Annotated in this window: 16 protein-coding genes and 1 tRNA gene; 14 read left to right on the forward strand and 3 right to left on the reverse strand. The window is 67.3% G+C overall.

The window, feature by feature from the left end; all coding sequences use genetic code 11:
* The first annotated feature begins 4 nt into the window (after positions 1–4).
* Complete coding sequence (locus tag DC434_RS13220) at positions 5–613, forward strand: GNAT family N-acetyltransferase (RefSeq protein WP_116635749.1); 609 nt, start codon at positions 5–7, stop codon at positions 611–613.
* Between the two features lie 45 nt (positions 614–658).
* Here DC434_RS13220 and DC434_RS13225 read toward each other — a convergent pair.
* Together DC434_RS13225 and DC434_RS13230 are read right to left on the reverse strand one after the other, a co-directional pair.
* Positions 659–746 (reverse strand) — tRNA-Ser (locus DC434_RS13225).
* Between the two features lie 51 nt (positions 747–797).
* Entirely contained in the window at positions 798–1,154 is a 357-nt protein-coding gene (locus DC434_RS13230; protein ID WP_165808068.1) for a DUF4406 domain-containing protein, read from the reverse strand.
* Positions 1,155–1,186: 32 nt separating this feature from the next.
* Between DC434_RS13230 and DC434_RS13235 the strand changes: the two genes are divergently transcribed.
* From DC434_RS13235 to DC434_RS13280, 13 genes are all read left to right on the forward strand, one after another.
* Positions 1,187–1,930, forward strand: coding sequence for a DeoR/GlpR family DNA-binding transcription regulator (locus DC434_RS13235; protein WP_243408926.1), 744 nt, complete (start codon positions 1,187–1,189; stop codon positions 1,928–1,930).
* A gap of 366 nt (positions 1,931–2,296) precedes the next feature.
* Positions 2,297–3,346 carry a daptide biosynthesis RiPP recognition protein gene (mpaB, locus tag DC434_RS13240; RefSeq protein ID WP_116635751.1) on the forward strand — a complete coding sequence of 350 codons (1,050 nt, stop codon included), beginning with the start codon at positions 2,297–2,299 and terminating at the stop codon, positions 3,344–3,346.
* Positions 3,343–4,602, forward strand: a complete 1,260-nt coding sequence (gene mpaD, locus DC434_RS13245) for a daptide-type RiPP biosynthesis aminotransferase (RefSeq protein WP_116635752.1) — start codon at positions 3,343–3,345, stop codon at positions 4,600–4,602. Before mpaB ends, mpaD begins: the two co-directional genes overlap by 4 nt.
* Positions 4,599–5,783 carry a daptide-type RiPP biosynthesis dehydogenase gene (gene mpaC / locus DC434_RS13250; protein ID WP_116635753.1) on the forward strand — a complete coding sequence of 395 codons (1,185 nt, stop codon included), beginning with the start codon at positions 4,599–4,601 and terminating at the stop codon, positions 5,781–5,783. Before mpaD ends, mpaC begins: the two co-directional genes overlap by 4 nt.
* A gap of 5 nt (positions 5,784–5,788) precedes the next feature.
* Positions 5,789–5,923 (forward strand): MpaA1 family daptide-type RiPP, encoded by a 135-nt coding sequence (gene mpaA1, locus DC434_RS20425; RefSeq protein ID WP_279303211.1) that lies wholly within the window; start codon positions 5,789–5,791, stop codon positions 5,921–5,923.
* A gap of 40 nt (positions 5,924–5,963) precedes the next feature.
* A complete protein-coding gene (gene mpaA2 / locus DC434_RS20430) occupies positions 5,964–6,089 on the forward strand; it encodes an MpaA2 family daptide-type RiPP (RefSeq protein WP_279303212.1) in 126 nt (41 codons plus the stop codon).
* Between the two features lie 36 nt (positions 6,090–6,125).
* Positions 6,126–6,245: an MpaA3 family daptide-type RiPP gene (gene mpaA3, locus DC434_RS20455; RefSeq protein ID WP_341944813.1), complete on the forward strand. Its 120-nt coding sequence runs from the start codon at positions 6,126–6,128 to the stop codon at positions 6,243–6,245.
* Between the two features lie 106 nt (positions 6,246–6,351).
* The gene (gene mpaM, locus DC434_RS13255; RefSeq protein WP_243408928.1) at positions 6,352–7,137 is read left to right on the forward strand and encodes a daptide-type RiPP biosynthesis methyltransferase; all 786 of its coding nucleotides are present in this window, start codon (positions 6,352–6,354) and stop codon (positions 7,135–7,137) included.
* Complete coding sequence (gene mpaP / locus DC434_RS13260; RefSeq protein WP_347707150.1) at positions 7,124–8,797, forward strand: daptide biosynthesis intramembrane metalloprotease; 1,674 nt, start codon at positions 7,124–7,126, stop codon at positions 8,795–8,797. The genes mpaM and mpaP overlap by 14 nt, the downstream gene beginning before the upstream one ends.
* Positions 8,798–8,809: 12 nt before the next feature.
* The gene (locus DC434_RS13265) at positions 8,810–9,526 is read left to right on the forward strand and encodes an ATP-binding cassette domain-containing protein (RefSeq protein WP_116635755.1); all 717 of its coding nucleotides are present in this window, start codon (positions 8,810–8,812) and stop codon (positions 9,524–9,526) included.
* Positions 9,523–10,251 carry an ABC transporter permease gene (locus DC434_RS13270; protein WP_116635756.1) on the forward strand — a complete coding sequence of 243 codons (729 nt, stop codon included), beginning with the start codon at positions 9,523–9,525 and terminating at the stop codon, positions 10,249–10,251. The genes DC434_RS13265 and DC434_RS13270 overlap by 4 nt, the downstream gene beginning before the upstream one ends.
* Entirely contained in the window at positions 10,248–10,982 is a 735-nt protein-coding gene (locus DC434_RS13275) for a hypothetical protein (protein WP_116635757.1), read from the forward strand. The genes DC434_RS13270 and DC434_RS13275 overlap by 4 nt, the downstream gene beginning before the upstream one ends.
* A gap of 60 nt (positions 10,983–11,042) precedes the next feature.
* Entirely contained in the window at positions 11,043–11,933 is an 891-nt protein-coding gene (locus DC434_RS13280) for a rhodanese-related sulfurtransferase (RefSeq protein WP_116635758.1), read from the forward strand.
* A 57-nt stretch (positions 11,934–11,990) separates the two neighbouring features.
* Here the strand turns inward: DC434_RS13280 and DC434_RS13285 are convergent, their stop codons facing one another.
* Positions 11,991–12,221 (reverse strand): hypothetical protein, encoded by a 231-nt coding sequence (locus DC434_RS13285; protein WP_133192804.1) that lies wholly within the window; start codon positions 12,219–12,221, stop codon positions 11,991–11,993.
* Positions 12,222–12,315 lie beyond the last annotated feature (94 nt).

Genomic DNA, 12,315 nt, shown 5'->3' on the forward strand with positions numbered 1-12,315 from the left:
CCTCGTGCCGAGCAGCATCCGTCCCTACCGTCCATCGGATCGTGCCGCGATCTACGAGATCTGCACGAAGACGGCCGATGCGGGAGCGGACGCGACGGGCATCCTCTCGGATGACGACCTGTGGGGCGAGCTGTTCGCGGTCCCGTATGTGGAGCGGCATCCGGATCTCGCCTGGGTCGTGGAGACGGACGACGGGCGCACGATCGGATACATCGTCGGGACCGATGACACCGATGCGTTCTACACGTGGTTCCGCGACGAGTGGTGGCCGGCCTTCCGGGAGCGCTTCCCGCGACCGCAGCAGGTCGTCACCCGCGAGGACCGCATGATCGAGTACGGATACGAGCGAGCACCGGGCGTCGACGCCGAGGTCTCCGACTACCCGGCTCACCTGCACATCGACCTCCTCCCCGAGACTCAGGGGCAGGGCCTCGGGCGCCGCCTCATGGAGACGCTGTTCGCCGAGCTGACCCGGCGTGGCGTGCGCGGGCTGCACCTGGGCATCGATCCCCAGAACTCGGCCGCGGCCGCGTTCTACGAGCGACTCGGCATGACGCGTCTGCCCGGCGAGGCGCACAGGTACGGAGTGACGTTCGGCACGGCCGCTCGATAAAACGCATGAAGGGCCCCCGCTGGCGCGGAGACCCTTCATGCGTTTTGGCGGTGACGGCGGGATTCGAACCCGCGGTTGCTTGCACAACACACGCTTTCCAAGCGTGCTCCTTCGGCCGCTCGGACACGTCACCAGGAACAACCTGTTCATCTTATCCGATCGGCCGGGTGCCGAGTGACCGCGTCTATGCGGCGGGGATCTCCTCGATGCGGTGATAGACGGGCAGGCCGCGCTCGAGGGCGATGGCGACGTCGTTGTCGGCGCCGGCGGATTCCCCCGGAAGCCGCAGCACCGCATCGCAGTGATCGAGCAGTCGTGCGGCCGTCTCGTACATCACGTCGTGCTGCGCTGTCTCCGCCTCGTCGAGGCCGCGCAGGGTCGGGAGGGCGACCCATTCGCCGATCATCGGCACGTGGCCGAGGCGGTGGATGGGAGCGGCGGCGGTCTCCAGGCGTTCGAGGTTGCGAGCGATCGCGGCGGGGTCGCCGTCGGTGCCGGATCGGTAGGGACCGGCGATCAGGATCAGGAGTGGCTTCTTCATGGGGGACACTGTAGCGTTAACTGTGCAAGATCATGCAACAACAGGAAGAAGTGCGGATGCTGGGTGCGCAGCGCAAGGAACATCTCCTCGGACTCCTCGCCGCTGAGGGGCGTGTCGTCGCGAAGACGGCGGCGGCCGAGCTGGGAGTGTCCGAGGATTCGATCCGGCGAGATCTCCGCGAGCTCGCCGACGCGGGGCAGTGCATCCGCGTCTACGGCGGAGCGCTGCCCGTGCCGGCGGCCGACGCGCCCGTGGCCCAGCGTCTGGGTGTGGCGAGCGAGAGCAAGGAGCGGGTCGCCAGGGCGGCTGTCGCGTTGATCCGCCCGACGTCGACGATCATCCTGGATGCCGGGACGACGACCTTGGCGATGGCGCGCATGCTTCCGCACGGTGCGAGCCTGACCGTGATCACTCCGAGTCCCGCCGTGGCGCTGGCGGCGCTGGAGCATTCGAGCGCTCGCGTGCTGATGGTCGGTGGGGAGCTCAGCCGGCACTCGGCGGTGGCCGGCGGCGCTCTCGCCCAGGAGGCGATCGCCCGGCTCGCCGCCGACATCTTCTTCCTCGGCGTCACGGGGATCCACGAGACGCACGGCTTGACGACCGGCGAACTCGACGATGCGGTGACGAAGCGGGCTCTCGCCGTTCGCAGCGCAGAGGTCTTCGTGCTCGGCAGCGCAGAGAAGATCGGCGCGGTGTCGCGCTTCCCGGTGCTCGGGATCGACGAGATCTCCGGGGTGATCGTCGACCCGCAGGGCCCGGGATTCCGCGCCGTCTGAGGCTGATTCAAACGCTCACTTTTCCTCCACAGCGGGGGCACGGCTGAAATATTGCACTCGGTGGAGTAATCCGCTTACCCTCAGGTGAGGACATAAGGTCCTCGCATGGGGATGCAAAAGAGTCGACCGGATGATGTCTTCACTGCCTCCTCGGTGCATCTTCTGGGGGACGAATGGACATGGGATCAGCGTGGTCGACGGGGCGTCGTCAACGTACCGCGACAGCTGTCGCGCCGGACCTGAACGGCCGACGGCCGGTGGTCGACTTCGTCACAGCGCCGGTACCACCGCAGGATCCTCCGGTCGACTCCTTCCCGACGGCGCACTCCGACAGGTCGGCCGGAGCACACCGCGAGGAGGCGTCTGATGCGAAGTGACGAAAGGGTGACTGACCTGGAAGTCGTCGGGGCACGGGCGCTTCGCGAATGGATCACCGGACGCTGTGAGGAGTACTCGCAGGTAATCCTCGTGGAGCGCGGAGCCGCCGCAGCGGACATCGACGACGTGGCCGGCCGCGATGATGTGGTCCTTCTGCCGATGGCCGGCGAACCGTACAACGGACGGGCCCGCGCCGTTCGCTACAGCGGAGCGTTGGACGAGATCGGCGACGAGCTGTTCTTCGGAGAGCGTTCGGTCGAGCTTCAGGACTACGTCTCCGCGGCGTTCGTCCAGATTCTCGGACCGACGGCGGTGTGCCTCGTCGACCTGCCCGGCTGGTACGCCTTCCTGGCTGATGCGGAAATCGCTCGGGAGACCGGGGTCTTTCCGTCTGCGTTGATCGATCCTCGCGTGATCCTCGGGGATCGCACTGCCCTGGCGAAGCCCGATGAGCGGGCGGCTCCGAGCGCCCTCAGAGTGCGCTCGGACGGCAGAGTCAGCGTCGGTCTCCGGGGTGAGGTCATCGGCAGCGTCGACGATCTTCGTGCCCTGCTCTCCGTCCCTCTGCCTCGCATCGCGGCGCTGGGAGGCATCGCGCCGCGCGATGAGCTCACGGCCGACCTGACCAGCCGCGGCTGGATCGGACGCTACCTCGACGCGACGGATCTCATCAAAATGCTCCAGCTCGGAAACGGGGGCGCCAAGATGGCGGGCTTCGGCTGGGAGCTCGTCGAGGACGGACGCGCCGACGCCGAACCGCTGATGTCGGATCCGTTCCTGCTGGAGACCAGCGACGGCTTCCTTCTCGCCGACACCGGAACCCTGCGCCGTCAGCTGCTCTCGCCGGTCACGGCCACGGTGGTCGCCATCCTCCAGACCTCGAGCGCGCCCGAGGTCGCGGCAGAGCGCATCACGCGACTGCTGGGTACGACAGCCTCTGACGCGAGCAGGCTGTGCATCGATGCCGTCGGCGCGCTCGACGTCCACTTCGGCAGGCGAGCCGACTCGTCGATTCCGACATCGGGAACGCGCGGGTGAGCGCCCTGCATGCGCTCTGGGCCTCGATGCTCCCAGCCGACACGACCTTCACGCAAGATCGAGTCGCTGTCGGCGCCGCTGGGCATCGGATCGACTTCGCCGACGGCTCCTCGCGCCTCTGCGCGACGAGCGGACTATGGAACGTTCCGCTCGGTTTCGGCAATCCGGCGGTCGCCGATGCCGTGAGCAGGGCCGCCCACGACGCGTCCTACCTGACTCTGTTCCGCGCGTCGCATCAGTACGCGGAGGCCGCCGCTGAGGCACTCGTGGAGCTCGCGAACCCGACGAGGTACAGCCGCGTCATCTTCTCCACGTCGGGCGGAGCGGCGAATGACGCCGCGATGAAGCTGGCGCGTCAGTACTGGGCGCAGAAAGCGGCTCGGTCCCGCTCGCTCGTCGTGGGTCTGAAGGGCAGCTATCACGGCACGATGTACGGCAGCCATGCGCTGAGCGGCGACGATCTCCTTCAATCCGCCTACGCCGTCGACCGTAGATCGGTGAGACATGTCGCTCACTCCGATGACGGAGAGGAACTCGAAACGCTGCTGAAGCGTGAGGGGGCCAGGGTCGCGTCTGTCGTCGTCGAGCCGGTCCTGGGCAGCGGAGCGCACGCGCTGTCCGATGCGTTCGTGGATCGTCTGCTGGCTCTACGAGAGGAGTACGGGTTCCTGATCGTCGCGGATGAGGTCGCCACGGGTTTCGGTCGCACAGGCACGATGCTCGCCACCGATGTGTGGGCCGCCGCTCCCGACGTTCTCCTGCTCTCGAAGGCGTTGACGAACGGCGCCATGGGCGCCGCGGCGCTCCTGGTGGGTTCTCGTGTCGCATCCGAGTTCGCGCGCGGCGGGTGGACCTTCGTCCACGGTGAGACGCAGGCGGGAACGCCGGCGTGCGCCGCGGCCATCATCGCGGTGATCGAGGAACTGCGCCGCATCGACGTGCAGTCGACCGCGCGGGCGCTCGCGACGGGCCTGTGGGAGATGGCGACGTCGTTGAAGGCCGAGGGTCTGGTCGCTGAGGTGACGGGCCGCGGTTGCTTCGTGGGACTCGGGCTTCGCAACCCCGATGACAGCCTCCTCTCGGCGAATGAGGTCCTTCGAGTCGTCTCCGCCATCGCAGAGAGCGGCGTTCTGGTTCAGCCCGGGCCCAGTTCCGTCGAGCTGATCCCGGCGTACGGATTCACAGCCGCGGAGCTCCTCCAGACGGATGCGGCTGTGCGCGCGGGGCTGGCGCGCGCAGCGGAGTCGGCAGCATGACCCCCGAGTTCACGGGTCGGGTTCCGACGCTCTGGCACGGGCGAGGGGTCGCGCGTCAGGTGACGAGACGCCTGACCGCCGGGCGTGAGACCCTCGTGATCGCAGATTCCGCGATCACGGTCCCCGTCCTGATCGCCGGCTCGGCGAGGATGGTGAGGCTGGACGCGCGCTCGATCGACGTCACCACTGTCGTCACGATCGCGCAGGAGATCGTACGTCGGCCACCGAGCATCATCGTGGCGATCGGTGGAGGCAGCATCCTCGACGCCACCAAGATCGCCGCTCTGGCGCTCGCCGGGGGGCGCGTCTTCGATTATGCGGTCGGGCACGCGTCGAGGTTCGCGCTAACACTGCTGCCCGATGCGCCACCTCCCATCGAGATCGTCGCCGTGCCGACGACCATCGGCACGTCGTCGGAGACGAACAGCGTCGGCATCCTCAGGAACGACAGCGGCTACCGGCTCATCGTCGGGCGCCTCCTGCGACCGCGCCACGCCATCATCGATCCGGACAATCTGAGCTCTCTCACGCGTGCCGCAGTGAGAGAGGGGGCGATCGAGGCATTCCTCCGTCTGGCCGGAGTGTCGACGAGCGAGCGGCGCAGCACCAGGGCGAAAGGCGACGCTGTCCTTCTCGCCCGGGCGCTTCTCGAGACGGCCTCGTACGACGAGGGCTCCGCTGCGGGACGGCTGCGTCTCGCCCGATTGAGCGCGGCCACGCAGCGCAGCGCCGCACTCCGTGGCGACGACCCGTTCGGCGCCCGTCACTGGTACCTGGCGAACGAGGTCGCCTTCGCGCTCGGGGCTCGCAAGATGGTCGCCACGGCGGCGGTCATCGCCGCGGTATGGCGTCGAATCTGCGCGGGCGACTCCCGATGGGGAGACCGGGAGAGTCTTGAGGACTTCTGGGAGAGGGGCACGAGCGGGTCGGGACTGCCGCGCGAACCGGTGGCCGGAATCGCATCCCTCGTCGACCAGTGGGAGATCCCGCTTCCGCCGACTCCGACCGCGGACGTCCTCAGCCGCATCTCCTCCGCCACAGAGAAGTCATGGGGGTCTCGCCAGCCGATGCTTCGCGATCTCGCGTCAGACGACTTCCGCGATGTGCTCCGCGATTCCCGCTGGAGTGCTCAGCCGGTCGGCAACGCATGCCGACCTTCGGAACCACTTCGGAGGAGGTGAATTGAATGAACAGCAACGTTGAAATGCAGATCCATTTCCAGGAACTGGACGAGATGGAGGCCCCGAGCTGGGAGAGCTTCTACAAGGGCACGATCAGTGCGCTGGTTCTCATCGGCGCCGCCGCGGCCATCGCGACATGATCTCGGCGATCGAAGGATTCGAACGAGGAAAGGAATGAGCATGCGAACTGCAGCACCGAAGCTCGAGTTCACGGAGCTCGAGGCCATGGAGGCGCTGAATGACACCGATGACTTCATGCGCGGCTTCGCCGTGGGCGTCATCATCGGGATTCTCGCTCTGACGTAGGAAGAGCATTCACAAGGTTGACCCAGGAGGTAGGAATTGCAGACAGAGACGCTGGACTTCATCGAACTCGAACAGCTTGACGCACCTCTCGAATGGTGGGAGCACGCGAGCTACATCATCGCCATCATCGGCGGTGCCGCAGCGATCGCGACCTGAACATCGGGTGCGGGCGCAACACCGCGCCCGCACCCGATCCTTCCCATTGAAAGGTGAGGTGTGCATGTCACGACTGATTACCGATGCCATGGCGGCGCGACTCGACATGGCCGGTGCGGTCCCCAAGGAGCAGGACCTGTACGCGGGTACCGGCACCGACTTCTATGAACGGCTGGTCGGGCCCGACCGAGCAGAGATTCGAGAAGTGTTGGCGCTTGCGAGAAACTCCGCGGATCCGATTCTCGATATCGCGGCGGGTACCGGGAGATTGACCGTCCCGCTCGTGAGATCCGGACGACGGGTGACCGCGATCGATCTTTCCGACGACATGCTCCGCCACCTTCGACGCGCATTGCCCGACCACCCGATGCTGGATTGTGCTGTCGCGGACATGCGCGACTTCGCGTTGGCGGGTCGATTCGGGCTCATCATCATCGGTGCGACGTCGATCACCCTGCTCGATCGCATAGGGAGATCGCGTCTCTACGCGAACGTGCGGCGCCACCTCGCGGCCGACGGCGTCTTCGCCTTCACCATCGCGGGAGGTATCTCTGCGGAGGGCCTCTCGGAGTCCAGAGACCAGGAGATCAGGGTGCCCGGGCCTGACGGAGACGAGATCTACCTCTTCTCCCAGCAGATCGAAGACGGCGGCGCGGTGCGCGTCGTCAACTGGGTGCGGGCCTCCGACGTGACGGAGGGCGGCGAAGTCACCGTCCTCACCAGCCGACTGCGGGTGCTCGACCACGATATCCTCTCGCAGGAGCTCATCGAAGCCGGCTTCGACCCACCTGCCGTCTCTCCGGTGCGAACGCACCACGGAGCGGACATCCTCCTTCTCACGACGTCGTGGGCGGGACCGCCGGAAGTGGTGGATGACGATGCCGCTCACTAGGTTCACTCACCGACGGAACTCACCGGAAGCGGCCCCGCTCGCTGCCGACGCTCGGCCGCGGCTCGCTTCCGGTGTCGTCTTCGAGGGAGCGCCCGATGAAGCGGTGCGGATCACGGTGTTGCATGGAGTGCCGACGTCGAGGGTCTCCCGGACGGTCGCCGAACTGTTGACAGCGATGGACGGCGAAACGGCGCTCCATGATCTGCACCAGCGCTTCGCCGCATCCGAGTCGCTGGAGAGCTTCCTCGAGCTGGTCCGACGCTTCCGCGCCAACGGGCTCCTCGAAGGAGACACGAAGCTCCCGCCGGGCCGAATCACCTACCGGCCCCCGCTCACCCTGCAACTCGCGACGCTTCGTGCGCCGGGCATCTTCGACCGCCTCGACCGATCGATGGTGCCGGTCTCCCGCCGGACGGCTCTGATATCAGGTGCCGTGCTGTTCTGCCTGGGACTGGTCGCCGCGATCCTGCAGGCGAGCGAGCTGCTGGACGTTCTGTCCGCGCCGGTACCGTTGCTCGGTCTCGTGAGTCTTCTCGCGGCACTCTCGATCCTGACATTGCTCCACGAGAGCGCCCACGGACTCACGCTCACGAGGTTCGGCGGCAGCCCGCGCCGCGCGGGTTTCATGCTGTTCTACCTCACACCCGCGTTCTTCGTGGATGTCACTGACGGGTGGCGCCTCCCTGATCGTCGGCAACGTGTCGCGGTCGCGCTCGCGGGGCCTGCCGTGCATGCTGTCGTCGCCGCGATCGCGCTCGTCGTCGCGCTCATTCTCCCGCAGCCGGGGGTCAGGCAGACGCTCCTGCTCCTCGCGGTCGCGTGTGGGGGCATCGTCCTGGTCAACCTGATTCCGTTCGTGCGATTCGACGGGTACATCGCGCTCATGAGCGCGATGGACGAGCCGAACCTCAGAGATCGATCGATTCGGGACGGCGCGGACTTCCTGACTCGTCTCCTGTTCGGCGGACAGCGGACGAGCAGATGCCTGGAGAGGTGGTGGAGCGTGCCGTTCGGCCTGGCGAGCCTCATGGCTCCGGTCTTCCTGGTGCTGTTCGCGGTCTCACGCGCAGTTCGGGCGCTCGCCGGAGGAGGACCCGTCCTCGGCCTGCTCGTGGTGGCGCTGGAAGCGGTCGTGGTCCTCGTCGGCATCGGGATCGTCTTCCGGGCACTGCACCGCGTCCTGAGGTCGGGGGTCTCACGGCTCCGCTTCGTCTCGGTCAATGCCGCTCTCATCGCGAGCGTCGCGATCGCCGGAGCCCTCATCCCCGTGCCGATGACGGCCACGTACGGCTTCACCGCACACGGTGACCGCGTGCTCCTCGTGCACGCGGGCGACAGGGCTGGGGTGGAGGTGCCCGCCGGATCCCGTGTGGAGCTCATGAGCAGCGGTCTCCTCGTGAACGAGCAGATCGGCGCGGGAACGACCCGCCCCCGGCGACCCCAACCGACCGAGGTTCCGCTCGACGCTCTGGTTCCCGTGAGGGCGCAGGTTGTGTCGGTCCCCGCGGTGATCGTCGCCGGGGTGGACGTGTCCGAGGGGAGTGGGAGCTTGCCTTCGACGGGACAGGCGCGCGTCGACCTCGGCGTGGGAAACCTGTGGCAGACGCTCTGGGTGACGGGCGTGATATGGCCGCTGTCGGCCCTTCAGATCGAGAACTAGGAGAGAGCGAAGATGAACGACAACGCAATCGAAGTCCGAGGACTCACAAAGAGGTACGGCCAGCGGGTCGCAGTGGAGGAGCTGTCGTTCGTCGTACCGCGCGGGTCGATCGTCGGCCTGCTGGGGCCAAACGGCGCCGGCAAGTCGACCACGCTGCGGACGATCGTCGGCCTGCTCAAGCCGACGATCGGCGACAGTCTGATCGACGGCGCGCCCTTCGCCGCACTCGAGAACCCCGCAGCGCACGTCGGTGTCCACATGGACGGGTTCGGTTTCGAAGCAGGCATCACGGCGCGCCGGCATCTGGAGATCACCCGGCTCGCGGCGGGCGTTCCTCGGGGCCGAGTCGATACGGTGCTGGAGGAGGTGGGACTGGCCGCGGATGCCCGTCGTCGCGTGAAGACGTTCTCGACGGGGATGGCGCAGCGCCTCGGTCTGGCCGCCGCTCTCATCGGTTCGCCTCGCACACTCGTTCTGGACGAGCCGGCGAACGGGCTGGACCCCGACGGAATCCGCTGGCTGCGTAGATTCCTGCTCGGCTATGCCGCGCGCGGCGGCACCGTGCTGATCGCCAGCCATCAGCTCGCCGAGCTGGAACAGGTCGTGGATGAGGTCGTCGTCATCAAGCGACGTGCGCTCTTCGCCGGGCGACTGGAAGACCTCGTCACGAACGAATCCGACTCGCTGGAGAGCAAGTACTTCGATCTCGTCGAAGGAGTGTCGGCATGAGAGGTGTGATCCAGAGCGAGGTCCTGCGCTCCCTGAGCGGGCTCTCCATCCTGGCCGTCTATTTTGTCGCGCTCCTCATCCCGGCGTTCGTGCTCTTCTCCGACGGTTCGCGCCTGGCTCTCGCCGGGCTCGACTCCGGCGCGGCCACCGCTCGACTTCTGGAGCCGCTCGCCTGGTCCGGGATCTCCGCGGCGTTCGTAGGTGCGTACGGGGTCACGCGTGAGTATTACTACGGCTCGATCGAAAGGACGCTCACCGGAGTCGGCTTCCGTCGCGCCTTCTCGGGAAAGCTCGTGGCGGGTGCCGCCATCGCCATCGCGTTGTCCGCGGGTATCTTCGTGATCTGGACAGCAGGTGTATCGCTCATCCTGGCCCAGAACGGGCTGGGGCTCACTCTCACACAGGATGCGTGGCGCGTGTACGCGGGTGCTCTGGTCGGTGCGATTCTCGGTGCACTCATCGGAGGAGCTGTCGGCTGGATCACCCGGAACTACTACGTCACCGCCGCCATCGTCCTGGTCTTCCCGATGGCAGTGGAATTCGCATTGCTGCGCACCGCGCCCGAGGTGGCGAGGTTCTCGCCGGGGATGGCCATCGCCGCCTTGAGTGTGCCGGGACATCAGGCCCGCCTGCTCGAGTTCCTCCCGGCCCTCGGCGTCGGCCTCGCGTGGACCGCCGGGCTGGTCGCGATCGCGTGGGTCCGGGGCCGCAGGAGGGTGGGGTGATCGGCCAGGCTCTTCGAGCCCACGCGCGCACCTTCGCGGGCGACATCGTCCTGCTGTGGGTCGTCGTGGCGGCGTTCGCGGTCTCTCTCTCCTTGGCGACCAGCATCCCGCCGGAACTCGCCGAGGCGCCGGCCGACGTCCGGACAGCACTCACCGCGCCGTTCACCGCCGTGCTCGCGACGTACGGCGCAGTCCTCGCGTCCGTCTACGGTTCCTTCCGCTACACCCTTGATCGGCGCGACGGTGTCGTCGCCCAGCGTCTGATGCTGCAGCCCCGGTGGGTGACTCTCCTCGTCAGGGCGCCCGCTTCTGCCCTCGGCGGGGCGGTCGTGGCTCTTGCGGGACTCGCCGGCGGTCACGCGGCGTTGGCCTTCGCGATCGGCGGCATCGCGCTGGACGGGACAGCGGTCGGATCCACGCTCGCGCTCGGCGCCATCGCCGGGCTCTGGGGGATGGGGCTCGGAATCGTCGTACAGGCTCATCTCGTGGCTCTGTTCGCCGCGTCCCTGTCGATGGGTGCTGGGCTTCTGGTCGCGATCTTATGGAAGGCCGGGGCCGTCTATCTGCCCCTTCTCGCGATGCTGCAGGCCCTTCGATTCGACGTCGCTGCCGTGGGGATCATGCCGGGAGAGAGTCTCGACGGCTCCACGGCCGTCCTCGTGACGGCCGGATGGGTGACGGCGGCTCTCCTGGCAGGGTGGCTCTCGTTCATGAACCGTGACGTGAGATGAGGCAGCCGCGCAGCGTCCCAGCGTTCGGACCGGCCGGGGGACACGACGTAGGATCCCTAGGTGGCAACCCCGAAGATCGTCCTGTTCTATGCCTTCACGCCCCTCGCCGACCCCGAGGCGATCCGCCTCTGGCAGCGCGACCTCGGCGAGGCACTCGGCCTGCGCGGGCGCCTCATCATCTCAAAGGACGGCGTGAACGGCACACTCGGAGGCGACGTCCGTGCGCTGAAGAAGTGGTCGCGCTCCTTCCGCTCCTACGCGCCGTTCACGGGCGCCGACATCAAGTGGAGCGAGGGGACCGGGCTGGATGCCGAGGGGCGCAGCGTCGACTTCCCCAAGCTCAGCGTCAAGGTGCGCGACGAGATCGTGTCTTTCGGCGCCCCAGGTGAGCTGAAGGTCGACGAGCGCGGCGTGATCGGCGGAGGAACGAGGCTCACGCCCGAAGCGCTGCACGAGCTCGTGGACGAGCGTGGTGACGACGTCGTCTTCTTCGATGGGCGTAACGCCCTCGAGGCGCAGATCGGTCGCTTTCGAGGAGCGGTCGTTCCCGACACCGAGACCACGAGGGACTTCGTCGAGCTCCTCGACTCCGGCGCCTACGACGATCTCAAGGGCAAGCCCGTCGTCACGTACTGCACCGGTGGCATCCGCTGCGAAGTGCTGTCCAGCCTGATGACGGCGCGCGGGTTCGGCGAGGTGTATCAGTTGGAAGGCGGGATCGTCCGCTACGGCGAGAAGTACGGCGACGAAGGCCTGTGGGAGGGCTCGCTCTACGTCTTCGACAAGCGTGGCTCGATCGACTTCTCCGAGCATGCGCAGATCGTCGGCGAATGCGTCGGCTGCGGCGCAGCGACCAAGCGCACGGCCAACTGCCCCGATCTCTCCTGCCGAGCCCAGTTCGTCGTCTGCGCCGACTGCGAGTCCGTGCCCTGCGCCGCGCACGCGGCCTGACGCACCGCTCAGGCAGTCCACACCGGCACGCGCTGACAGCGACAGCCGCGCAACCTTCTACGGTTCGCGTGCCGTCTCTGACTCGCTCGCCTTCTCGGCCTTCGATGCCTTCTCCGCCTCTCGGACGTCGACGATGAATCGCGTGATCCACGCGGCTGCCGCGACGAAGACGAGGACGGCCGCGACGTACGAGTGCACCTCGGGCCCGACGCCCCGGATCACCATGTAGACACCGATGCCGAAGAACAAGAGCCCACCGAACAGCGACCATCTCCCGTTTTTCTTCATAGGAGCGAGGCTACGAAACGCGCAGCGATATCTCGGCATACATCGCGCCGGAGCGCTCGACCGACGCGGCGCACAGAGCGGTCTGTGAACTGTT

The organism is Microbacterium sp. TPD7012, assembly GCF_003075395.1.
Classification (GTDB): domain Bacteria; phylum Actinomycetota; class Actinomycetes; order Actinomycetales; family Microbacteriaceae; genus Microbacterium.

Coding starts and splice junctions, on each gene's coding strand:
- mpaA1 (WP_279303211.1), top strand. CDS start 5,789: ATGAACAGCAACGTTGAAATGCAGATCCATTTCCAGGAACTGGACGAG.
- mpaA2 (WP_279303212.1), top strand. CDS start 5,964: ATGCGAACTGCAGCACCGAAGCTCGAGTTCACGGAGCTCGAGGCCATG.
- DC434_RS13230 (WP_165808068.1), bottom strand. CDS start 1,154: ATGAAGAAGCCACTCCTGATCCTGATCGCCGGTCCCTACCGATCCGGC.
- DC434_RS13265 (WP_116635755.1), top strand. CDS start 8,810: ATGAACGACAACGCAATCGAAGTCCGAGGACTCACAAAGAGGTACGGC.
- DC434_RS13285 (WP_133192804.1), bottom strand. CDS start 12,221: ATGAAGAAAAACGGGAGATGGTCGCTGTTCGGTGGGCTCTTGTTCTTC.
- mpaC (WP_116635753.1), top strand. CDS start 4,599: ATGACCCCCGAGTTCACGGGTCGGGTTCCGACGCTCTGGCACGGGCGA.
- DC434_RS13270 (WP_116635756.1), top strand. CDS start 9,523: ATGAGAGGTGTGATCCAGAGCGAGGTCCTGCGCTCCCTGAGCGGGCTC.
- mpaM (WP_243408928.1), top strand. CDS start 6,352: ATGGCCGGTGCGGTCCCCAAGGAGCAGGACCTGTACGCGGGTACCGGC.
- mpaB (WP_116635751.1), top strand. CDS start 2,297: ATGCGAAGTGACGAAAGGGTGACTGACCTGGAAGTCGTCGGGGCACGG.
- mpaP (WP_347707150.1), top strand. CDS start 7,124: ATGCCGCTCACTAGGTTCACTCACCGACGGAACTCACCGGAAGCGGCC.
- DC434_RS13235 (WP_243408926.1), top strand. CDS start 1,187: ATGCAACAACAGGAAGAAGTGCGGATGCTGGGTGCGCAGCGCAAGGAA.